The following is a 22,924-nucleotide window of genomic DNA, read 5'->3' as shown; positions in this document are numbered from 1 at the left end:
ACCGGTCTACACCAAACCCGCGAGGCGAACGAATGCTCCTTAGCGTGCCGAGCTCGGGCCCGCGCCGCGGCTCGGACCACGGCCACCACCGCCGCCGCCAGCCGGACGGCCACCGCCGCCCTGGCCGCCGGGACGACCACCGCCCTGCGGACGACCGCCGCCGCCCTGACCGCCGCCGCCACCCTGGCCACCACGGCTCGCACCCGCATAGTTGCGACCGGTCGTCCCGGTCGCCCGCGGCGAATGCGTCGCGCGCGGACGTGCCGGATCGCGCGGACGGTCGATCCGGACCTCGGGGTCGGCGCCCATCGTCTTCACGCGCGTCTGCTTGATCTGGTTCGACAGGTTGACGAAATCGTCCGGCAGCGACCGGACCTGGACCTTCTGGCGGGTGATCCGCTCGATGTCGCGCAGGTAGGCCTTCTCGTCATCCGCGCAGAACGCGACGGCGATGCCGCTGGCGCCCGCACGCGCGGTACGGCCGATGCGGTGGACATACTGCTCGGCGACGTTCGGCAGCTCGAAGTTGATGACGTGCGAAACGCCCGAGACGTCGATGCCGCGTGCGGCGATGTCGGTCGCGATCAGGACCTTGACCTTTCCCTGCTTGAACTCGCCGAGTGCCCGCTCGCGCTGGCCCTGGCTCTTGTTGCCGTGGATCGCGTTTGAGGCGATGCCGTTGCCGGCGAGCAGCTTCACGACGCGGTCCGCGCCATGCTTGGTGCGCGTGAACACGAGCGCACGGTCGATCGCCGGATCGGCCAGCGTGATCGTCAGCAGCGCCTGCTTTTCCGACTGGTTGCAGAAGGTGACATACTGGTCGACGCGCTCGGCAGTCGTCGCAGCCGGCTTCACCGACACCGTCTTCGGGTCGAGCAGGAACTGGCTGGCCAGCTCGCGGATCGCGACCGGCATCGTCGCCGAGAAGAACAGAGTCTGGCGCTTCTTCGGCAGCATGCGAACGATCTTCTTCAGCGCGTGGATGAAGCCGAGGTCCATCATCTGGTCGGCCTCGTCGAGCACGAGGATCTCGATCATCGACAGGTTGCAGAAGCCCTGCTCGATCAGGTCGATCAGGCGGCCCGGCGTGGCGACGAGGATGTCGACGCCGCGGCTCAGGTCCTGGCGGTTCTTGTTGATGCTGGTGCCGCCGAACACGGTCGTCACCGACATCTTGCTGAACTGGCCGTAGGCGCGGGCGCTGTCGGCGATCTGGCTGGCAAGTTCGCGCGTCGGCGCGAGCACCAGCATGCGGCAATGCGTCGGCAGGACGCGCTTCTGGGTTTCGGTCAGGCGCTGGATCGACGGCAGCACGAACGCCGCGGTCTTGCCGGTGCCGGTCTGCGCGATGCCGAGCAGATCGCCGCCTTCGAGTAGGATCGGGATCGACTGGGCCTGGATCGGCGTCGGCTCGGTATAGCCCTTGGCTTCGAGCGCACGGACGAGCGGCTCGGCGAGGCCGAGGTTTGCAAATGACATGAATAGTCTCTCAAATAGATGCCGGGCTCGCGAATCCACACAAGGACGCGCGAGGGGCGGTGGTGTTTTGACACCCCGCGTGAAAAGGGAAGCCCGTTGGAAACGACCGAGGCGGAGCTAAGACCGGCTAGGGTCCAATCACGCTGCATTACGCCTCGATAGCGGCCATCTGGCGTATCACGGTCGAAAAGTCAACCTTCGCCCCTTTTTGCACCCATGGCGGGGTCAGCGGCGGATCTGGCCGAGGTGCAGATAGCGCTCGTTGAACTCGGCGGCATCGCGCAGGCGGGGCCAGTCGATCACGCTCACCTGGCGCTTCTTGCGCGCGATCAGGCCGTCGGTCTCGAGCGATTTCAGCACGCGATTGACGTGTACGGGGGTGAGCCCAAGCGCATCGCCCAACTGCTCCTGCGTCATCGGCAACTCATACGCCATCGCATCGGCAAGCGTCGATTTCTGGAACCGCACCGAAAATTCACACAGCAAATGCGCCAGCCGGCTCCGCGCATTGCGCCGTCCGACATTTAGCAGCCACTCGCGGTGAATCGACGACTCGACCAGCGCATCGATCCACAACGCCTGGCCCGCCGCCGGACACGCCTCGATGAAAAGACGCAATGCCGCGATCGGCACTTCGGCGAGCGTCAGCCGCGTCAGTGCCTGGATGTCATGATCGGACTCATCGAGGAACAGGTTCTGCAGATCGACGAACTCGCCCGGCATCAGGATCGACACGATCTCGCGCTCGCCGTTCGGCGTCAGCTTCTGCCGATAGGCCAGCCCCTCGAGAATGAAAGCGCACCGCGTCGGACGCTGGCCCTCGCGCAGCATATAGGTCGACGCATCGATCGTCCGCACCTTGAACGGCAAGGCCGCGATCTGCGCGCGATCGTCCGCACCCATCGCCATCCGCGATTCGAACTTCCGTAACACCTTCTCAGTCACGGTGGAGATATCCACGTGCACTCTCCGCATCCAGTGCAGGAGCACTCGTTTCTCGCTGTCACCCTCTCTGGAATAGCGCGTTGCAACAATACGCACCTTATCCCAGGATTGACCGTGCCGACAAAACCCATGTTATGACATTTATGCGCCCGATTGCCGGGACCGTGGCGAAAAACGAGGCCAGCCGTTCGGCTAGCTCGTTTCGTCGATCGTCACCGTGACCGTGAGCAGAACGCTGCCCGCCTCGTTCCGGACGGCTACGCTGAACCGAGCGCCGTCGCGTGCGATCCCCGGATGATCGCTGAGATAATCACCTGCGAAGATAACCGCCTGGACGCGTGCTTCCTCGTCGTCCGCCAGATTCGTGCCGTCGTCGTCGTTGACGTGTTTATGGTTGTCGATATCGAAGAAGTATCTGGGCATGCTTACCTTCCTCGACCGTTACGCAAGTTCGAACCTATCAGGTCGACATTGGCTCCGCTCTTACCAAAATCAGGTTTGCTGCACGCGGCATGCTCGACTTGAACTCCGTCACGGGCGTAGGATGCGTACAAACATATAGAGGATCCGCCCCATGAAACTGGCCAGCCTGAAGCATCCCGACACCATCCGTGGACGAGACGGCAAGCTCGTGGTCGTCTCCAACGACCTCGCCTGGTATGCCGATGCGAGCCACATCGCGCCGACGCTGCAGGCCGCGCTCGACGACTGGGACCGGCTTTCGATCGACCTCAAGAATTTGTCGACCGATCTCGAGCACGAGATGATCCCGATGCGCCGCTTCCACGAGCATGACGCCGAGTCGCCTCTGCCACGGGCGTATCAATGGGCGGATGGCTCGGCATACGTGAATCATGTTGCGCTCGTGCGACAGGCGCGCGCGGCGGAGATGCCCGACAGTTTCTGGCATGACCCGCTGATGTACCAAGGCGGCTCGGACGGGTTCCTGGGTCCGCGCGATCCGATCCCGCTCGCTGACGAGTCCTGGGGTTGCGACATGGAGGCCGAGGTGGTCGTTGTCACCGGCGACGTGCCGCTCGGCGCGAGTCGCAACGAGGCGTTGGCGGCGATCCTGCTGGTCGGGCTGACCAACGACGTGTCCTTGCGCAACCTGATCCCCGGCGAACTCGGCAAGGGCTTCGGCTTCTTCCAGTCGAAGCCGGCCAGCGCGTTCTCGCCCGTCTTCGTCACCCCCGACTCGCTCGGCGACTGGTGGAAGGACGGCAAGCTGCATCGGAAACTGATGGTCGACCTCAACGGCCAGCCGCTCGGTCGCGCCGAGGCCGGCGAGGACATGACGTTCGACTTCGGTACGCTCGTCGCCCACGCCGCCAAGACCCGGAAGCTGGGCGCGGGGACGATCGTCGGCTCGGGCACTGTCTCGAACCGCGGTGCCGATGGCGGTCCGGGCAAGTCGGTTGCCGAGGGCGGCGTCGGCTATTCCTGCCTCGCCGAAGTGCGGACGATCGAAACCATCAAGGGTGGCAAGCCCGTCACGCCGTTCCTCAAGCAGGGCGACGTCGTCCGTATCTGGGCGGAGGACGACAAGCGCCATCCGATCTTCGGCGTGATCGAGCAGACCGTCGGCGGCTAAATTCTGCGGAGGGGGAGAAAAATCCGCGCGGCACATCGTGAATGCGCAACTCCCCCTCGCAATCTGCGTTGAAATTTAATAACAAGCCTCGGTAAGAGTGTTCCGCGGTCACAGCGGCCTCATGGAGATGGAATGACGATGGCAAGCGAGCATCCGCGCGCCAATTTGCAGCCACTTACGCTGCATATCCCCGAGCCGAAGTTCCGCCCCGGCGACGCGGTGGACTTCGCCGAAGTCGACGTGCCGCCCGCTGGCGAGGCGCGCCGCCCCGACACCGCCGACAAGGCGTCCGACTTTATCGATCTCGCCTATACGTTGGTCCGCGTGCTCGATGACGACGGCAACGCGGTCGGCCCCTGGGACCCCAAGCTGTCGCCTGACGTGATGCGCCGCATGTTGCGCAGCATGGCGCTGCTCCGCGCGTTCGACGAACGCATGTTCCGCGCACAGCGCCAGGGCAAGACCAGCTTCTACATGAAGGCGCTCGGCGAGGAGGCGGTCGCGGTCGCGGCGGCGTACGCGCTCGATTACGAGGACATGTGCTTCCCCTCGTATCGCCAGCAGGGGCTGCTGATCGCACGGGGCTGGAGCCTCGTCGACATGATGAACCAGATCTATTCGAACACCGCGGACCGGCTCGGCGGCAAGCAGCTGCCGATCATGTATTCGGTCAAGGAAGCCGGGTTCTTCTCGATCTCGGGCAACCTGACGACCCAGTATCCGCAGGCGGTCGGCTGGGCGATGGCCTCCGCTGCCAAGGGCGACACGCGCATCGCCGCGACGTGGTGCGGCGAAGGCTCGACCGCGGAGGGCGACTTCCACTCGGCCTGCACGTTCGCCGCGGTCTACCGCGCGCCGGTGATCTTCAACGTCGTCAACAACCAGTGGGCGATCTCCAGCTTCTCCGGGTTCGCGGGTGCCGAGGCGACGACGTTCGCGGCGCGCGCGGTCGGCTACGGCATCGCCGGACTTCGGGTCGACGGCAACGATGCGCTGGCGGTCTACGCCGCGACCGAATGGGCCGCCGAACGCGCGCGCACCAACCAGGGCCCGACGCTGATCGAGCACTTCACCTACCGCGCGGAGGGCCATTCGACCTCCGACGATCCCGGCCAGTATCGTAGCGAAGGCGAACCCAATGCCTGGCCACTCGGCGACCCGATCAAGCGTCTCAAGGACCACCTCATCGCGATCGGCGAATGGGACGAGGAGCGCCACGCCGCGCAGGACAAGGAACTCGCCGAGCAGGTCAAGGCTGCGCAGAAGGAAGCCGAGAAGAACGGCATCCTCGGCCACGGCCTGCACCAGCCGCTCGAATCGCTGTTCGACGGCGTATTCGAGGAACTGCCTTGGCATCTGAAGGAGCAGCGCCAGCAAATGCTCGACGAAGAAACGGCCAGCGGCCGCCCATGGGATCGCAAGGCATGAGCGACATGATCGAGGCACCCGAGTCCGAGGCAACGGACGCCGAGCCCACCACCCGCATGAACATGATCCAGGCGATCAACTCCGCCATGGATATCATGATGGAGCGCGACCCCGACGTGATCGTCATGGGCGAGGACGTCGGCTATTTCGGCGGCGTCTTCCGCGCGACCGCCGGCCTTCAGGCCAAGCACGGCAAGACCCGCGTGTTCGACACCCCGATCACCGAATGCGGCATCATCGGCGTCGCGGTCGGGATGGGTGCGTACGGCCTGCGCCCGGTCCCCGAAATCCAGTTCGCGGATTATATCTACCCCGCGCTCGACCAGCTCGTCTCCGAAGCCGCGCGTCTGCGCTATCGTTCCGCCGGCGAGTTCACCTCGCCGATCACGGTGCGTTCGCCGTTCGGCGGCGGCATCTTCGGCGGCCAGACGCACAGTCAGTCGCCGGAGGGGCTCTTCACCCACATGTCCGGCATCAAGACGGTGATCCCGTCGACGCCCTATGACGCCAAGGGCCTGCTGATCGCCGCGATCGAGGACAATGATCCGACGCTCTTCTTCGAGCCCAAGCGCATCTATAACGGCCCGTTCGACGGATACTGGGATCGCCCGTCGCAGAACTGGTCGAAGCACCCCGCAGGCGAAGTCCCGACCGGCTACTACAAGATCGAGCTCGGCAAGGCGAAGATCGTCCGTGCGGGCGAGGCGCTCACCATCCTTGCCTACGGCACGATGGTCCATGTCTGCGCAGCCGTCGTCGCCGAGGCCGGCATCGACGCCGAGATCGTCGACTTGCGCACGCTTGTTCCGCTCGACATCGAGACGATCGAGGCGTCGGTGAAGAAGACCGGTCGCTGCATGATCGTCCACGAGGCGACACGCACCAGCGGGTTCGGCGCCGAGCTGTCGGCGATCGTCCAGGAACGCTGTTTCTACCATCTCGAGGCGCCGATCGAGCGCGTGACCGGGTTCGACACGCCGTACCCGCACAGCCTCGAATGGGCCTATTTCCCGGGGCCGGTTCGCATCGGCGAAGCCCTGAAAAAGATCATGAAGGACGCATAATGGCCCGCTTCACCTTCAAGCTGCCGGACATCGGCGAAGGCATCTCCGAGGCCGAGATCGTCGCTTGGCACGTCGCCATCGGCGACCGCGTCGAGGAGGATTCGCCGATCGCCGACATGATGACCGACAAGGCCACCGTCGAGATGGAATCGCCGGTGACCGGCATCGTCGTCGAACTCGCGGGCGAAGTCGGCGACCAGGTGTCGATCGGCGCCTCGCTCGTGGTGATCGAGACGGACGCAGTGGACGCCGCGGACGAAGTCGTCGCCGCGCCGCTGACCTCGGCCCAGGCCGAAACCGCCGAACAATACGAAGCAGAGAACCCGGGCGTCGAGATCCTCCCCGAAACGGGGAGGGGGACCGCCGGCGAAGCCGGGGGTGGAGGGGGCGTGCCGCAAACGACCCCGCCGGTGGCAGATACTGCGCCGGTGGGCATGTTCCCGCAGGCCGCTCCGCCCGTGGAAGCCCCCCTCCACCATCCTGCGGATGGTCCCCCTCCCCGTACCGGGGAGGATAAGGCGCACGCGCTCGCATCCCCCGCAGTCCGCGCCCGCGCCCGCGATCTCGGTATCGACCTAGCCTCGGTAAAAACCGACTCCGACCGAGTCCGCCACGCCGATCTCGACGCCTACCTCCGCTACGGCTCGGGCGAAGGCTACCACGCCCCGCACGCCAGCCGCGCCCGCGAAGACCAGCCCATCAAAGTCATCGGCATGCGCCGCCGCATCGCCGAGAACATGGCTGCATCGAAGCGCGCGATCCCGCACTTCACCTATGTCGACGAGATCGACGTCACCGCGCTCGAAGCGATGCGCGCCGACCTCAATGCCAACCGCGGCGGCCGCCCCAAGCTGACGATGCTGCCGCTGATGATCGTCGCGATCTGCAAGACGATCCCCGACTTCCCGATGCTCAACGCGCGCTACGACGACGAGGCCGGCGTGGTCACGCGGCACGGCGCCATCCATCTCGGCATGGCCGCACAGACCGACGCCGGGCTCACCGTCCCCGTGATCCGCGACGCACAGGACCGCAACGTCTGGCAGCTCGCCACCGAGATCACCCGCCTCGCCGAAGCCGCGCGCGCCGGCAAGCTCGCCCCCAGCGAGATGGGCGGCGGCACGATCACGGTAACCTCGCTCGGCCCGCTCGGCGGCATCGCCACGACCCCGGTCATCAACCGCCCCGAAGTCGCGATCATCGGCCCCAACAAGATCGTCGAACGCCCCGTCTTCAAGGGCGACGAAGTAGTCCGCGCCAAGCTGATGAACCTGTCGATCAGCTGCGACCACCGCGTCGTCGACGGCTGGGACGCGGCAAGCTTCGTCCAGGGTCTCAAGAAGTACCTCGAAACCCCCGTCCTGCTCTTCGCCGACTGAACGCACGTGAAGGGCATGCACCGCGGAGACCTGACGATCGAGGGTAAATTCGAGGGCATGCTCGACGGCACCGCGATCGTCCCGGCCGGCGCCACCGCCGAGATAGCCGGGATGATCGACGGCACGCTGATCGTCGAACCCGGCGCGACGGTGCTCGTCAGCGGCATGGTCGACGGCGAGATCATCGATCGCGGCGGGCAGATCACCATAACCGGCATGGTCGGCTGACGATCGCCTAAGGGCAGGGAACCCTGAGCGCTCGCAGAACGCGGTCCAGAGTCTCACGGGTCGGTCCGCTGATCGCCATGCGACCCGACGCGATGGGATCATAGGGAACCGGTCGTGCGATCACCGCCCCATCCAGACGGATGGCGATCGGCGTATCGATCGACCGACTGATGACCGTCTCCAACACGGCAGTGGCATCTTTCGTCAGCCGGATCGACAGCGCGGGCGGATCACCGCCGATCATCGCGTCCAGCACTTCTTTGGCACAGACGTGCATCGATCCGATCCACAGCCCTCGATCGATACCCGGCGTGGCGGATTTGAAGGCAGCGGCATGGGCATCGAGCGCTACGTCGATCCGGTGCAGCGCCGCACGAACTTCGTTGCGATGGCAGATCCGGTGCGCGATTGTCGCGTCGTCCTCGACCTCCAAATCGCGAAGTGGTCCCCAGACGCCTTCAGACTTGGATCGTTCTGCGACGTATCGAGTGTTACGCTTGGCAAAGTCCTCCGCACGAAGCGCAGGATGCGTCTCAAGGCACACGTCGACGAACGCGATGTCGATCTCGGCCCCAGCCAACGACGCCGCAATGGTTGGTGGCGGCGTGAGACTGACGGCGTTCGACAGCAGCATCGTGATCGCCGCAAATACCATGGGGGCTACCCCCGAGCCTTCTGCAACGACCCCGCGATCCGCCGTGCGATGCTCCGTGGCGTAAACCGTATCCCCTCGGCCATCGCGAAGTTGAGCGCGCCCGATACCTTCACCGCGCGGTTTGCCGCCAGCGCCGCCAACCCGTCACGCACGACCGCCGCCGGATCGCTCGCCAGTCGCTCGAACAGCGCGGTATCGCCAAGCCCCGCCACATCGGCGAACTCGGTCCGCGTAGGCCCGGGGCACAGCGCCGCCACGCGCACGCCCTTGCCTTTCACCTCCTCGTGCAATGCCTCGGAAAAGCTCAGCACGAACGCCTTGCTCGCATAATAGACCGCCATCCACGGCCCCGGCTGGAACGACGCGACCGAGGCAAGGTTGAGGATCCCACCAGACCCGCGCGCGATCATCTGCGGCAGCACGGCATGCGTCAGCGCCACCAGCGCACGGCAATTCAGGTCGATCATGCCCAGTTGCAGCGCGCTATCGAGCTCCGCGAAATCCCCCCGCGCACCGAACCCGGCATTGTTGACGAGTATGTCGACCGGCAACGCGGCGGCTGCGATGGCCGCAATGAGCGTGTCCGGACCAGCCTGATCCGCAAGATCGGCGGCAAACACATGCACCGTGACGCCGTGCGCCGCACGCAGCTAGGTCGCCAGCGCCTCCAACCGATCGACCCGACGCGCCGTCAGGATCAGCGCATTGCCCTTGGCCGCAAGCGCCCGCGCAAAACCCTCGCCCAACCCCGCCGATGCGCCGGTGATCAATGCCGTCGTCATAGCCCGCTTCCCCATCCGAGAAGCCGCGAACCTGCGCCGCCGCCAAGGTCTTGGCAACAACCCCCTCTCCCATCGGGGAGAGGGAAGGGGCCCGCGGCATCTTCGCCGTGGGAAGGGTGAGGGCACGCCCCGGTCGGCGCCCGCATCAAACGATCTCGAACAACCCCGCCGCGCCCATGCCACCCGCCGTGCACATCGACACGACAACATAGCGCACCCCGCGCTTGCGTCCCTCGATCAGCGCATGCCCGACCAACCGCGATCCGGTCATCCCAAACGGATGCCCCACGGCGATCGCGCCGCCGTTGACGTTGTACTTCTCCGGATCGATCCCGAGGAAATCGCGGCAATACAGGCACTGCGACGCGAACGCCTCGTTCAGCTCCCACAGCCCGATGTCACCGACCGACAACCCCGCGCGCTCGAGCAGTTTCGGAATTGCGAAGATCGGCCCGATGCCCATTTCCGCCGGGCTGCAACCCGCCGCCTGGAACCCGCGGTGGATGCCGAGGATGTCCTTGCCCTCGGCCTCCGCGGTCCTGCGATCCATCAGCAGTTGCGCCGACGCGCCGTCGGAAAGCTGGCTCGCATTGCCCGCCGTCACGCTCGATCCCGGCCCCGAGAACTCGCCGCCCGGCCATACCGTCTTCAGCCCGCGCAATCCCTCCAGCGTCGTCCCCGCGCGAATACCCTCGTCCTGCGACAAGGTGACGCTCTCGATCCCGGCATGCGCGCCCTGCTTGTCGTACAGCGCCTTCTCGACCGTGATCGGCACGATCTCCTCGGCGAACGCACCGCTCGCCAGCCCGGCGGCGGCACGCTGCTGGCTCATCGCGGCATACTCGTCCTGCGCTTCACGGCTGATCCCGTATTTCTCCGCGACGATCTCGGCCGTCTCGATCATCGGGATATACGCCGCCGGCTCCTTCGCCACGACGCTTGCATTGACGAAGCGCGGCGCGTCCTTCGTCACGGTATAGCTGATCGACTCCATTCCGCCGGCCAGCGCAACATCCGCCTCGTCGCACATGATCGTCCGCGCCGCGAGCGCCACCGCGGTCAGCCCCGACCCGCATTTCCGGTCGAGCGTGAACGCCGGCACCGACTCCGGCAGCCCACCCGCGAAGATTGCCATCCGCCCGGCGTTCCCGCCCTGCGTACCCCATTGATTGCCGACCCCCCAGAACACCTCGTCGATCCGCGCCGGATCGATCCCTGCGCGCTCGACCACCGCGTTCATCACGTGCCCCGCCAGCACCGGCGCCTCGGTCGCGTTGAACGCACCACGATACGCCTTGCCGATAGCGGTACGGGCAGTCGAGACGATGGCGGCTTCACGCATGCTGGAACCTTTCGAGGATCGGGTATGCGCGAGATCTATACGGTCGCCAGCTTCGGGGAAAGACCTTAGGGCACCCGCGCAAGCCATCCCCCGGTAAATCCCGCACGGTCCAGCCCGCGTCGGATATGCGGGTTCCGGCGCATCGTGTTCCACACCATGCCGGTCCGCCAATTTTCGATCATCGCGACGATCGGCCCCTGGTCGATACCGAGATAATCGACGTCGACCCAGCCTACGCCGGGCACGATCCGGCCATGCTTCAGCGGTTCGCCAATCTCGGTCAGCGTCGGGTTGAACGCGTCGAAGAACCCGTATTTGCCGTAGATCCCCTTGCCGTATCGATCGTGCATCGCGGTGATCGTGGGGATGACGAGATCCGGCGCAAACACGATCGATCCGACCGCAGCGGTAGGTGCGAGCGTACCGTCGTCGCGCGCGCCGGGCCCGCGTTCGGAGTAACTGAAGAACTCCCGCGTCCGCCCGCCGATCGTCGCCTTGAAATCGCCCGGCCCGTCGCACGCGGTCAGTCCCCAGATGTCGGGGCCATAGCCCGCGAACCCGCCCGCATTGGCGATCGCATAGTCGCGCTGCGCGATCGTCGCGCGCTTGCTGTTCTCGAAATAATCGATGCCCTTGGTCGCGATATACGCGTCGCGGATGCCGCGGAAATCGACCCAGACGTGGCTGTACTGGTGCACGAACATCGGCGGATAATGGAGATGATCGCCGCGCCACGACGGTTCGAACTGCGCGGTCAGCGCCGCCCATGTCGATGGCGGCAGCGGATGCGTCGGCGATCCCAGCGCGAGCAGATACATCAGCATCCCCTCGTTGTAGATATTCCAGTCGCTCGGGATGAAGCCGTTCTCGGGATGCCAGCCCATCGACAGGAACGGCGCACGCGGCGTGATCCACGTCCAGTCGACCGCGCCGTAGATCTGGTCGGCCAGCGCGCGGATCCGCTGTTCCTCGGGGTGATCGCCGTCGAACCAACTCTGCGCGAACAGCATCCCGCCCAGCAGCAACGCGGTATCGATCGTCGACAGCTCCGCGCGCGCGAACCGCTGGCCCTTGGTGATGCCGAGAAAGTGGTAGAAGAATCCCTTGTACCCGCTGTTGCCGGTCGGCTCGGGGCCCATCGGCGCGATCGCGAAGAACTCCATCGTCGCCAGCGTCCGCTTGCGCGCCTGTTCGCGCGTGATCCAGCCGTTGACGACGCCGATCGGATAGGCGGTCAGCGCGAAGCCGACCGCGGCGATCGACGAGAAGGACGGCGTCGGCCAGCGATCGAGCGCCAGCCCGGTGACCGGGTCGGTCGTGTCCCAGAAATACAGGAAAGCTCGCTCCTGCAGATTGTCGATCAGCGGGTTGGCGGACGGCGGCGGTTCTGGCGGCGCCGTGCCTGTAACGCTCTCGATCGCCTTGACCAGCGGCCGCCCGACCGATGTGCATCCCGCGGTAAGTCCACCGAGCGAGATCGCCCCGGTGCCGAGAAACTGCCGTCGATCGAGCATCCGAACTCCTGATCAGGGTACGCCACGACCATGAGGTCAGGCGGGCGACTGGAAGGGTCGCCCGTCCTTAACGCATCAGAACCTGTAACCAACCCTGAACTGGATCCGCCGCGGGAGGGTCAGGAGGTTGGTCGGCGCGTTGGTGGTGCGGTCGAACGAATAGGCCTGCCCAACGCCCAGATATCCGGAATAACCGCCGTAATTCTTGTTGTTGAACGCGTTGAGCAGGTCGACCGCGACGTTGATATTGTGCGTGTTGAACACCTTGATGTTGTTCTGCAGCGTCAAATTGACCTCGCAGAACGCGAACACGCTGCCCAGGCAGTTCTTCGGCCGGTACAGCGACCGGATCACCTGCTGGTTGACGCTGGTCCCCGCCGACTGGTCCTGCAACTGGAACGCGGTACCCGTGCCGAGCGTCGTCAACGTCGAGAACTGGAAGCCCAGCGGCAGGTCGGCGATGCCCGACAGGACGATCCGGTGGCGCTCGTCCTGGTCGGCGATCGGCCGCCAGCCATATTGGTCCGGCGTCGGCTTATCGAGGCTGAACAGGTCTCCGCCGTCCTGCTCGGCCTTCGACAGCGTATAGGCGAGATTGAAGCCCCAGCCCGACGCGACGGTATAATCCTTGTCGATCGTCACCAGCAGCGCCTTGTAGCGCGTCCGCAGGCCATCATAACCGATCAGGACGTTGCCGAAGCCGTTCGCCCGCGGGATCGTCGTGTCGCAGCATGATCCATCTGCGTTGCGCGTCGCGAACAGGTGCGTGTAGCCGTTCTGGCCGCGCACGTACGAGCCGGTCACCGACGCGCGGAACACGCCGAACTTCTGGCGCACGCCGAAGCTGAACTGATCGGTGGACGGCGCCTTGGCGTCGTTCTTGACCGCGAACAGGTCGGGCAGGCCGGTCTGTGCGGTAGCGCGCAAGGCCAGCAGGCCGTCGCGGGTCAGATATTGCGGATCCCACCGGACGGTCGGGTTCCCGTCGCGCGGCTGCCCATCGCGCGAAAAATTGAAGACGCCGGTCGCGTATTGCAGGCGGAATTGCTCGTCGAGCGTGTTGTTGAACACGTTGCGATCGAAATATTTGCCATAGCCGCCGAAGATCACGGTGCGCTGGTCGTCGTTCACATCGTAGCTGAAGCCGATACGCGGCTGGAACATGTCCTTGCGGGTCGGGCGGTCGCTGCCGTCGGTGATGTAGTTCGCCGGGTCGAAATACTCGGTCCTCGGAAGGGCGTTCAACGTCGCGACCGCCGCTGCGGGGGTGCGATATTTGTTGTTGAACAGATTGCTCTCGTAGTCCCAGCGCAGGCCGATGTTGATCTGTAGCTTGTCGGTGACGTCCCAATCGTCCTGGATGTACGCGCCCAGCTGCGAATTGGAGGCGATGATCCGCGGGTTGCCGACACCAAGCTGCGCCTGCGCCGGGAAGCTGAAATCGAGTCCCTTGGTCGCGTCGTTCTGGAAGAAGTAGCGCGGCTGGACGAAGAAGTTCTTGGTAAAATCGTAATCTTGGAATGCGAACCGCAGGCCGCCCTTGATCGCGTGGTTCTGCAGTCCGTTATACGTCAGGTCGTCGCGCAGGACATAGCTCTGCTGGCTGATCCGCTGCGTCGAATCCTTGCCGCCGAAGGTGATGACGCCCTGATATTCGAAGCTTGGATCGTCGGGGTTCAGCGAGGAAGGATTATATACCGCATCGAGATACGTCAGGTTGGCTTCGTTGACGAAGCTGTCGCCGGTGTACGTCCATTTATAGGTATAGGTGTCGGTCTTGTTGATCTTGTTGACCGCCGCCGAATACGCGATGTTGGCGGAGCCGAAATTGGCGCCGAAGCCCGAGACGTCGGTCTCTTGGCGACGGCTGAACGACAGGTCGAACACCTGGCGCTCGTCGGGGGTGAAGGTCAGTTTGCCGAAGTAGAAATCGCCGCGATACGGGCTGACATAGGTGCCTTCATACTGGCCGAACCGGGCGAGGTTTTCCGGTGTGCGCTGGCCGACCGTCACGCTCGATGCACGGTTCTGGTCGTTGCCTTCGTACGCGCCGAAGAAGAAGAGCTTGTCCTTGATGATCGGGCCACCCAGCGAAATGCCGTATTGCTTGCGTTCGAACTTCGGCTTGCCCCGATCAGCACGCTGATCGAGGATGTTGGCCGCGGTCAGGCTGCGATCGGTATATTGGCCGAACATCTCGCCGTGGAAGTCGTTGGTGCCCGACTTGGTGATCGCCGTGACGATGGCAGACCCGGCCTGCTCGTATTCCGCCTTGTAGTTCTGCGTCAGCACGCGGAACTCTCCGACCGCGAGCTGGCCGAACGGATTGCCCCGGCTGTCGGTCTGGCCGGCGATCCCGCCGAGCGTCTGGCTCTTCAGGCTGGTACCGTCGATGAACACGTTGACCTGGCTTGCGGGCGAGGCACCGGCGACGATGCCCTTATTGGTCTCGCTGTCGTTGTAGCGAACGCCGGGGGCCAGCGCGGCGAAGGTCAGGAAGTTGCGATCGCCCTGCGGCAGGATGCGGATCTGGTTCTGGCTGACGTTGGTCGCGACTTCGGAGGTCTTCGTCTCGACCAGGCGTCCGGCGGTGACGACAATGTCGCCGCCGTCATTGGCAGCACCGCCGGTGGTCGCGTCCGTCTGCGTGGTGGACGCGGGCGCGGGTGCGGCCAGGACGGCGTCGAGCGTCGCCGATTGTCCGACGCCCACCGAAATCCGTTGCACCGAGACGTCGCCGTTCGGTCCGGTGACCGTGATCGTGTAGGGCGCCGGGCGCAGGCCGTTGAGGATATAGCTGCCGTTCGCGCTGCTCGTGGCGCGGAAGGTCTGGTTGGTGCTGGTATTCACCGCCACCACGGTGGCGCCGGCCACCGCCGCGCCCGCCGCATCACGAACCTGTCCGCGGATCGCGGCGGTCGTCGTCTGCGCGGTCGCGGTGGTCGGCAGGGCGACTGCCGAACCGAGGATCGTCGTCGTCACCAGCGCAGCGCGCAGCGCCGCGACCATCATGGTCTTCATGTCGAATAGTCCCCTGTGTTGGACGGGATCGGCAAATGGCTGGGCACAATCGGGGCCGTCCTGCCGATGGCAGTGCCGAATGCTGCTGCTCGCGACGGTCGCGACCCCATGCCCTGGACCTCTCCGGTTGCCGCTCCCGATGAAGACGGCCCCGGCGCCATGATCTTTGTCGCGCTGCCGGGATCGAGGCTCTACGCTCGCTTCTCGAACTCTGCCAATGGCTGGAAGACGTCGGGCGTGGATTCGGCGACGGTCCGTGTCATAATCGCCACAATCCATGTTTGCGGCCCATATTAGCCGCGTTCGACAGTAATGAGGCCGAAGATGACCAATGATCCCTCGGGTTTTTCCGGCGTCGACGTCATCCGAGACGGGCATGTCGCGATCGTCACGTTCGCGCGGCCGCCGCACAACTTTGCCGATCTCGCGCTGATCGAGGCGATCGGCGCCGCGTTCGCCGCCGCGGATGCCGACCGCGAGGTGCGCGCGATCGTCCTGCAATCCGAAGGCAAGGTGTTCTGCGCGGGGGCGGATCTCGTCAATGCCAATCCGGTTGCCGCGGACCGGACCGAGGGCGAGCGCAACCCGTTCTACGTCGCCGCCGCCAAGCTGTTCGCGGTCGAGACGCCGGTCGTCGCCGCGATCCAGGGTGCGGCGGTCGGGGCGGGGCTTGGCCTCGCCCTGGTCGCCGATTTTCGCGTGGCCTCGCCCGATGCGAAGTTCGTCGCCAACTTCGTCCAGATCGGCTTCCACCCCGGTTTCGGTATCTCCGCGGTGTTGGAGCGCGTGATCGGTCGCCAGCGCGCGCTGCTGATGGCCCTGACCGCGCGTCGTATCCGCGCCGAGCAGGCGGAGGCCTGGGGGCTGGCGGAAGCGGTGGTACCCGCGGACCAGTTGCGAGCGGAGGCGTTATCGCTCGCAAGGGAGATCGCGGCTGGTGCGCCGCTCGCGGTCGGATCGACGCGGAAGACGATGCGCGGCGACCTGTTCGCGCTGGTCCAGTCACAGACCGATCACGAACTCGCCGAACAGGCCTGGTTGCAGAAGACCAACGACTTCGCCGAAGGTGTCCGCGCCGTCAGCGAGCGCCGTCCGGGCAACTTTACCGGCACCTGAAAATGTTCCCTCGCGAAGGCGGGGGCCCGGACCGCGCTCTAGCCAGCGCGGAGGAACAGGCTTGAAGCGGGGTCGAGCCCTACTTCATCAGTACAAGCTCTTCCGCCATCGTCGGATGCAGCGCGACCGTCGCATCGAAATCGGCCTTGGTAAGCCCCGCCTTCACCGCCACCGCAGCCGATTGCAGGATCTCCGGACAGTCCGGCCCGATCATGTGGATGCCGACGACCCGGTCGGTCTCGCCATCGCAGATCATCTTGTACAGCGAACGCTCGTTACGGCCCGCCAGCACGTTCTTCATCGGCCGGAAGTCGCTCGAATACACCCTAACCGAGCCAAGTGCTTCCCGCGCCTGCGACTCGGTCATGCCAACGCCAGCCATCGGCGGATGGCTGAACACCGCGGCGGGGACGTTGGCGTAATCGACGCGTGTCGGCTTGCCACCGAAGAACGTGTCCGCAAACGCCTGCCCCTCGCGGATCGCGACCGGGGTCAGCTGGATCCGGTTGGTGACGTCACCGACCGCGAAGATCGAAGCGCAGCTCGACTTGTTGTCCTCATCGACGATCACCGCGCCGGCCGCGTCCATCTCGACGCCCGCGGTTTCGAGCCCGAGGCCCTTCGTGTTGGGCAAACGACCGGTCGCGAACATCACGAGATCGACGACGATCGGCTCATGCCCGCTCATCTTGACCGTCAGGCAGCCATCCGAGTCCTTCTCGATGCTCTCGAACGCCGCGTTGAAGCGGAAATCGATGCCCTTGCTCATCGAGATCTGGAGCAGCCGGTCGCGGATCGATTCGTCATAGCCGCGCAGGATGACGTCGGTGCGGTTCACGAGCGTAACGTGCGATCCGAACTGGTGGAAGATCCCCGCGAACTCGTTGGCGATATAGCCCGCGCCGGCGATCAGCACGCGCTTCGGCACGTCGTCGAGGTGGAACACCTCGTTCGAGGTGATGCCGTGTTCCGAGCCGGGGAACTCCGGGGTCAAGGGATGCGCACCGACCGCGATCAGGATCTTCGCGGCGGTCTTCGTCGTGCCATCGGCGAGCGTGACTTCATTCGGCCCCGATACGATCGCGCGCTGGTGGATGATGTCGACATGGTTGTTCTGCAGCGTGGTCGTGTACGCGCCGTTGATCCGGTCGACCTCCTCCATCACGTTGTCGCGCAACGTCGGCCAGCTGAACGCGCAATCGTCGGGCACTTGCCAGCCGAACCGCTTGGCGTCCTTCAGATCCTCGGCGAAATGCGCGCCGTAGATCAGCAACTTCTTCGGCACGCACCCGCGGATGACGCATGTGCCACCAACCCGGTATTCCTCGGCGACCGCGACGCGTGCACCGTGCGCTGCGGCGACGCGCGACGCACGCGTGCCACCCGAGCCTGCGCCGATGACGAACAGGTCATAGTCGAATTGGGTATCGGTCGCGGATGTGGTGTCGGTCACGGGCAGTCCTCGTAGGTCGCGTGCCGCTGGCGAGCGGCTTTGCATGCCATCTGGGGCAGGGGGCTCGAGGCGGCAACCCCGACGCGGCGATCACGCTGATCGGCTCAGCCTATCGCTGCCCCGCCTTGCGCATCGGCATCGCATCGATCGTCGCCTCCAGCGTGGCGGCGGGGAAGGGCTTGGCACTGCGCAGTTTCTCGCCACCGTCCTTGCCGATGAGGATCGCGGTGAAGGTGGCGGGGAGGCGATATTTGCGGCGGAGCGCTGCGGCTGGGTCGCCCGCGCCACGGACCGTGTCCCCAACGATTTCGACAACGGTGAGATCGCGGGCGGCGGCGCTGCTCTTCCAAGCGGCGAGAACGCGGCGTTGCTCCGCGAGTGAGGGATCATCAGCGGTCGGGGCGGAGACGATCAACACGCGCCGCTCCCACTTCATCTGCGCCACGGTGGGGGAGGCGGCAAGCGCGATGGCAAGGATTAGAGGCATGAGGATGTAACGCCTCAGCCTCTCCAGTTCTCCCGCGCCCTCCAGTTCTCCCGCGAAGGCGGGAGCCCAGGGTCACAAGCGCTGCGGGTGGTATCCTGGGCCCCCGCCTCCGCGGGGGAACAAGAAAGAGGTTTCCCCTCGGAATTACCCAAAAGCGCGCTTGATAAGATCATCCGTCGAAGGATCGAACGTCTGACCGCCCTTCTCCGCAGCCTTCGCCATTTCCTTCCCCAGTTCGACCCCGAACTGGTCGAACGAATTGATCCCCAACAGCACGCCATTCACGAACACCCGGTGCTCGTAAAACGCGATCAGCGCGCCCAGCGTCCGCGCATCCAGATCATCGAGCAGCAATGTCGAAGACGGCCGATCGCCCGAATAGCTCCGCGCCGGATCCTCGACCTGCTTGCCCGCCATCAGCGCAGCACCCTGCGCAAATGCATTCAGCAACAGCGCCCGGTGATGCTCCTCGGGCAACGTATCGCCCGGCTCGATCACCGCGATGAACTCGACCGGGACGAGATGCGTGCCTTGGTGAAGCAGCTGGAACACCGCATGCTGCGCCTCGGTGCCGACCCCACCCCAGGTTATCGCCGCCGACGGCCGCCCGAGCGGCTGCCCGTCGACCGTCACCGACTTGCCGTTCGACTCCATCTCCAACTGCTGGAGATAGCTCGGCAGCAACCGCAACCGCTCGTCATACGCGAACGGGGCGCGCGTCTCGGCATGGCGGATCTGCGTGTAATACAGGTCGGCGAACGCCGCGAGCGCAGGCGCGTTTTCGTGGAGCGCCGACAGCCGGAAATGCCGGTCCATCTCGGCCGCACCCTCGAGCAGTTCCTCGAACCGGTCCCACCCGAGCGCGATCGCCGCCGGGAATCCGATCGTCGACCACAGCGAATACCGCCCGCCGACGCTCTCCGCGAACGGCAGGATACGCGTCTCGTCGACACCCCATTCCATCGCCTTCTCGGGCGACGCGGTCAGCGCGATCACGCGGCCATACGGATCCTCGACATTATGCTCGGTCATCCACTGCAGCACGCTTTCGGCGTTCATCAGCGTTTCGGTCGTGGTGAACGTCTTCGACGCAACCACCAGCAAAGTCGCCGCCGGATCGAACTTCGCGAACACGTCCTCCAGCGCGACGCCGTCGACATTGGCGACGATCGCGACGTCGTACCTTTTGTCGTCACGCCCCAGCGCATCGACCAGCAACTGCGGCCCCAGCGCCGACCCACCGATCCCGACATGCAGGATATGCCGCACCGGACCCAGCGCCTCCGCCTCGATCGCATCGATCAGCGTCCGCATCCGCTGGTGGCTCGCCTGCGCGATCGCGACGCTCTCGGGCTTGCCCTCGCCGCGCTCGGCAGTGTGCTCGACCGCGCGGCCCTCGGTGACGTTGACGACCTCGCCCGAGAACAGCGCCTGGCGCTTGCCCGACAGGTCCTGCGCCTTCGCCATTTCCTCGAACGCGGTGACCATGTCCGTGGTCAGATGCGTCTTCGACCAGTCGAAATGGATCCCCGCGACATCGAGGCTCAGCTTCGAGAGGCGCTCCGAGTCCGCCGCGAACAGGTCGGTCAGCTTGGTGGCGGGCAGGGCTTCGATCTTGGACCAGTCGGCGGTCATGCTACTTCTCCGGATAGACGTGCGCGCCGGTCATGCTGCAAGCGCGAGACCGCGACAACGCTCTTTCGGTGACACGTATCCCGCACACGCTTGACGATAGGCGCAGGTTGAGCAAACCCGCGCGGATGGCAAATGACGTGAAGACCAAACCCGTACGCTCCGAAACAAGCGAAACCTTCCGCTTCCTGCTGAAGCTCGCACTGGTCGTGCTGATCCTGCGCAGCTTCATCTTCGCGCCGTTCAGCATCCCGTCCGAGTCGATGCTGCCCCGGCTGCTGATCGGCGACTATCTCTTCGTGTCGAAGTGGAACTACGGCTATTCGCGCTGGTCGCTCCCCGCCGGTATCCCGCTGATCCCCGGCCGCATCTTCGGCAGCACCCCGACCCGCGGCGACGTCGTCGTCTTCCGCGCACCCGAAGTGCTCGACCACGACGTCATCAAGCGCGTCATCGGCCTCCCCGGCGAGACCATCCAGATGCGCCAGGGCACCGTCTACCTCAACGGCAAGGCGATCCCGAAGCTGCGCATCGCCGACTTCACGATCCCGCTGACCGAGAACTTCAACGCCGAGAAATGCGGCGCGCCGTACGTCGACGTCGTCGCGAACGTCCAGATCTGCCGCTACCCCCGCTTTCGCGAAACGCTTCCCGGCGGGCGCAGCTACGAAGTCCTCGACCAGGCCGAACTCCCCGACCGCGACGACACCGGGCTCTACACGATCCCCGCCGGCCACATCTTCGTGATGGGCGACAACCGCGACGACAGCGGCGACAGCCGCTTCCCCGCGCCGCAGGGCATGGGCTACGTCCCGCTCGAGAACGTCGAGGGCAAGGCGGTCGTCAACTTCTTCTCGACCGACGGCGATGCCGAATGGCTGAAGCCGTGGACCTGGGTCAGTGCCGCGCGCTGGAGCCGTATCGGGGAAGGCTTTTGAGCGATCTCGCCAGCTGGCTGAAGACGCTCTTCGGCCGCGCACCGACCAACCTCGCCCCCTATGAGCGCGCCCTCACGCACGGCAGCCAGGCCGCGGCGAACTATGAGCGTCTTGAGTTCCTCGGCGACCGCGTCCTCGGCCTGATCATCGCCGAGTGGCTCTACGAACTGTTCGCGACCGATCCCGAGGGTTCGCTGTCGAAACGCCTCAACGCACTCGTCACCGGCCCGGTCTGCGCCGACGTCGCGCGAGAACTCGGCGTCCGCGCGCACCTCAAACTCGGCAAGCAGGCCCGCGACGACGGCGCCAGCGACAGCGACAACGTGCTCGGCGACGTGATGGAAGCGCTGATCGGCGCGTGGTACCAGGAAGCCGGCCTAGACGCCGCGCGCAAGTTCGTCCGTGGCGCCTGGGGCGACAGGGTGCAAGCCGGCGCAAAGGCCCCGCAACACCCCAAGTCCGCGCTCCAGGAATGGGCCGCCGCCCACAACCGTAAGCCCCCCGAATACACCATCGTAGAACGCACCGGCCCCGGCCACGCCCCCAAATTCACGATGCTGGTGTCAGTCGGCAAACTCGCCGAAGCGACCGCGACGGGCTCCAGCAAACAGGAAGCCGAGACCGCTGCGGCCAAGGCACTGCTCGAGAAGCTCGGCTAAGAAGGTTGGTTCACGCGGAGACGCGGAGCCGCGGAGGCGGTCCGATTGGAACTCCGGCCTTGCCCCGAACGCCTCCGAGATAATCGGCGGCGCATGATCGCAGACGGCGCGAGCCCCATCCACACCATCTCCGCGCCTCCGCGTGAACCATTTCTCCTTCTCGGACTGCACCCGACGCGCCGGCGAGTGAGGCCGCAGTTTGGCGGGAATGACGCGAGGGCGTTTTGTCTGTATGATGGCCTCCGAATATCCCGATGCCGAAAAGAGCCTAAGTGACCGAACCTACCACGCCTGAAATCTCCGCCCCCAAGCATTGCGGCCTAGTCGCCATCGTCGGCGCGCCGAACGCGGGCAAGTCGACGCTCGTCAACGCGCTCGTCGGCCAGAAGGTCGCGATCGTCAGCCCCAAGGCACAAACGACGCGTGCGAAACTGATGGGCGTCGCGATCGAAGGCGACACGCAGATCCTGCTCGTCGACACCCCCGGCATCTTCGAGCCCAAGCGCCGCTTCGACCGCGCGATGGTCGCCGCCGCCTGGGGTGGCGCGGAAGGCTCCGACATCATCGCGCTGGTGGTCGACGCCAAGGGCGGGATCGGCGGCAAGGTCACCACGATCGTCGAATCGCTGGTCGGCCGGACCGAGCCAATCTGGCTTATCCTCAACAAGGTCGATCTCGCCGACAAGACCAAGCTGCTGATCCACGCCGAGAAACTGAACGCGCTGCTCCCCTTCGCCGAGACGTTCTTCATCAGCGCCGGCACCGGCGACGGCCTCGCCCACTTCAAGACGCAGCTCGCCAAGGCGATGCCAGAAGGTCCGTGGCACTACCCCGAGGACCAGGTCTCCGACTCGACCGAGCGCGCACTGGCCTCCGAGGTCACGCGCGAACAGCTCTATCTCCAGCTCCACGCCGAGCTGCCCTATGCGAGCACGATCGAGACCGAGCAGTATATCGAACGCCAGGACGGCTCGTTGGAAATCCACCAGCAGATCCTCGTCGAACGCCCCACGCAGCGCGCGATCGTGCTCGGCAAGGGCGGTGTCCGCATCAAGGAAATCGGCGCCCGCTCCCGCATTGAACTCGCCTCGATCACCGGCAAGCCCGTGCATCTCTACCTGCACGTAAAGGTAAAACCCGGCTGGGACGAAGACCGCGAAGTCTACCGCGACATGGGCCTCGACTGGGTCGACTAACCCTCGTCCAAA

Annotated in this window: 19 protein-coding genes and 1 pseudogene; 9 read left to right on the top strand and 11 right to left on the bottom strand. The window is 65.4% G+C overall.

What is annotated here, in order from left to right:
- Positions 1–39: 39 nt before the first annotated feature.
- From ASE69_RS18755 to ASE69_RS18745, 3 genes are all read right to left on the bottom strand, one after another.
- Complete coding sequence (locus ASE69_RS18755; protein ID WP_056489876.1) at positions 40–1,479, bottom strand: DEAD/DEAH box helicase; 1,440 nt, start codon at positions 1,477–1,479, stop codon at positions 40–42.
- 225 nt (positions 1,480–1,704) lie between these two features.
- On the bottom strand, positions 1,705–2,439 hold the full coding sequence (locus ASE69_RS18750) for a Crp/Fnr family transcriptional regulator (RefSeq protein WP_235518982.1): 735 nt from the start codon (positions 2,437–2,439) through the stop codon (positions 1,705–1,707).
- Between the two features lie 177 nt (positions 2,440–2,616).
- Positions 2,617–2,847: a DUF6894 family protein gene (locus tag ASE69_RS18745; RefSeq protein ID WP_056066769.1), complete on the bottom strand. Its 231-nt coding sequence runs from the start codon at positions 2,845–2,847 to the stop codon at positions 2,617–2,619.
- Between the two features lie 151 nt (positions 2,848–2,998).
- On the opposite strand from ASE69_RS18745, the gene ASE69_RS18740 reads away from it, so the two are divergent.
- The 5 genes from ASE69_RS18740 to ASE69_RS18720 all read left to right on the top strand — a co-directional run bounded on the left by ASE69_RS18740 (position 2,999) and on the right by ASE69_RS18720 (position 8,117).
- Positions 2,999–4,018, top strand: coding sequence for a fumarylacetoacetate hydrolase family protein (locus tag ASE69_RS18740; RefSeq protein ID WP_056489873.1), 1,020 nt, complete (start codon positions 2,999–3,001; stop codon positions 4,016–4,018).
- A 138-nt stretch (positions 4,019–4,156) separates the two neighbouring features.
- Positions 4,157–5,446 (top strand): thiamine pyrophosphate-dependent enzyme, encoded by a 1,290-nt coding sequence (locus ASE69_RS18735; protein WP_056490339.1) that lies wholly within the window; start codon positions 4,157–4,159, stop codon positions 5,444–5,446.
- A 56-nt stretch (positions 5,447–5,502) separates the two neighbouring features.
- Positions 5,503–6,510, top strand: coding sequence for an alpha-ketoacid dehydrogenase subunit beta (locus ASE69_RS18730; protein WP_056053047.1), 1,008 nt, complete (start codon positions 5,503–5,505; stop codon positions 6,508–6,510).
- Complete coding sequence (locus ASE69_RS18725) at positions 6,510–7,889, top strand: dihydrolipoamide acetyltransferase family protein (RefSeq protein ID WP_056489870.1); 1,380 nt, start codon at positions 6,510–6,512, stop codon at positions 7,887–7,889. The genes ASE69_RS18730 and ASE69_RS18725 overlap by 1 nt, the downstream gene beginning before the upstream one ends.
- Before the next feature lie 6 nt (positions 7,890–7,895).
- A complete protein-coding gene (locus ASE69_RS18720; RefSeq protein ID WP_156362406.1) occupies positions 7,896–8,117 on the top strand; it encodes a polymer-forming cytoskeletal protein in 222 nt (73 codons plus the stop codon).
- A gap of 7 nt (positions 8,118–8,124) precedes the next feature.
- Here ASE69_RS18720 and ASE69_RS18715 read toward each other — a convergent pair whose 3' ends face one another.
- The 5 genes and pseudogenes from ASE69_RS18715 to ASE69_RS18695 form a co-directional block, all read right to left on the bottom strand.
- A complete protein-coding gene (locus ASE69_RS18715) occupies positions 8,125–8,772 on the bottom strand; it encodes a hypothetical protein (protein ID WP_056489865.1) in 648 nt (215 codons plus the stop codon).
- A gap of 5 nt (positions 8,773–8,777) precedes the next feature.
- Positions 8,778–9,554: pseudogene (locus tag ASE69_RS18710) on the bottom strand (SDR family NAD(P)-dependent oxidoreductase).
- A 145-nt stretch (positions 9,555–9,699) separates the two neighbouring features.
- Positions 9,700–10,896 (bottom strand): thiolase family protein, encoded by a 1,197-nt coding sequence (locus tag ASE69_RS18705; protein WP_056489862.1) that lies wholly within the window; start codon positions 10,894–10,896, stop codon positions 9,700–9,702.
- Positions 10,897–10,961: 65 nt separating this feature from the next.
- A complete protein-coding gene (locus ASE69_RS18700) occupies positions 10,962–12,410 on the bottom strand; it encodes a glucoamylase family protein (RefSeq protein ID WP_056489860.1) in 1,449 nt (482 codons plus the stop codon).
- Between the two features lie 75 nt (positions 12,411–12,485).
- Positions 12,486–15,431 carry a carboxypeptidase regulatory-like domain-containing protein gene (locus ASE69_RS18695; RefSeq protein WP_056489857.1) on the bottom strand — a complete coding sequence of 982 codons (2,946 nt, stop codon included), beginning with the start codon at positions 15,429–15,431 and terminating at the stop codon, positions 12,486–12,488.
- Between the two features lie 324 nt (positions 15,432–15,755).
- Here ASE69_RS18695 and ASE69_RS18685 point away from each other — a divergent pair, with 324 nt between their 5' ends.
- Positions 15,756–16,547: an enoyl-CoA hydratase/isomerase family protein gene (locus ASE69_RS18685; protein ID WP_056490334.1), complete on the top strand. Its 792-nt coding sequence runs from the start codon at positions 15,756–15,758 to the stop codon at positions 16,545–16,547.
- Between the two features lie 79 nt (positions 16,548–16,626).
- Here ASE69_RS18685 and gorA read toward each other — a convergent pair whose 3' ends face one another.
- The 3 genes from gorA to pgi all read right to left on the bottom strand — a co-directional run bounded on the left by gorA (position 16,627) and on the right by pgi (position 20,122).
- Positions 16,627–18,000, bottom strand: a complete 1,374-nt coding sequence (gene gorA, locus ASE69_RS18680) for a glutathione-disulfide reductase (RefSeq protein WP_056489851.1) — start codon at positions 17,998–18,000, stop codon at positions 16,627–16,629.
- Between the two features lie 109 nt (positions 18,001–18,109).
- Positions 18,110–18,487, bottom strand: a complete 378-nt coding sequence (locus tag ASE69_RS18675; protein WP_200924202.1) for a DUF4174 domain-containing protein — start codon at positions 18,485–18,487, stop codon at positions 18,110–18,112.
- A gap of 144 nt (positions 18,488–18,631) precedes the next feature.
- On the bottom strand, positions 18,632–20,122 hold the full coding sequence (gene pgi, locus ASE69_RS18670; RefSeq protein WP_056489844.1) for a glucose-6-phosphate isomerase: 1,491 nt from the start codon (positions 20,120–20,122) through the stop codon (positions 18,632–18,634).
- Positions 20,123–20,247: 125 nt separating this feature from the next.
- Here pgi and lepB point away from each other — a divergent pair, with 125 nt between their 5' ends.
- From lepB to era, 3 genes are all read left to right on the top strand, one after another.
- Positions 20,248–21,057: a signal peptidase I gene (gene lepB, locus ASE69_RS18665; RefSeq protein ID WP_056489840.1), complete on the top strand. Its 810-nt coding sequence runs from the start codon at positions 20,248–20,250 to the stop codon at positions 21,055–21,057.
- Positions 21,012–21,716, top strand: coding sequence for a ribonuclease III (rnc, locus tag ASE69_RS18660; protein WP_414883461.1), 705 nt, complete (start codon positions 21,012–21,014; stop codon positions 21,714–21,716). Before lepB ends, rnc begins: the two co-directional genes overlap by 46 nt.
- A 272-nt stretch (positions 21,717–21,988) precedes the next feature.
- Complete coding sequence (era, locus tag ASE69_RS18655) at positions 21,989–22,912, top strand: GTPase Era (protein WP_235518981.1); 924 nt, start codon at positions 21,989–21,991, stop codon at positions 22,910–22,912.
- Positions 22,913–22,924: the final 12 nt, after the last annotated feature.

This window comes from Sphingomonas sp. Leaf208 (assembly GCF_001421415.1).
In the GTDB taxonomy this organism is placed as follows: domain Bacteria; phylum Pseudomonadota; class Alphaproteobacteria; order Sphingomonadales; family Sphingomonadaceae; genus Sphingomonas.
Note: the sequence above shows the minus strand (reverse complement) of the source record. Positions and strands in the feature narration are given on the sequence as shown.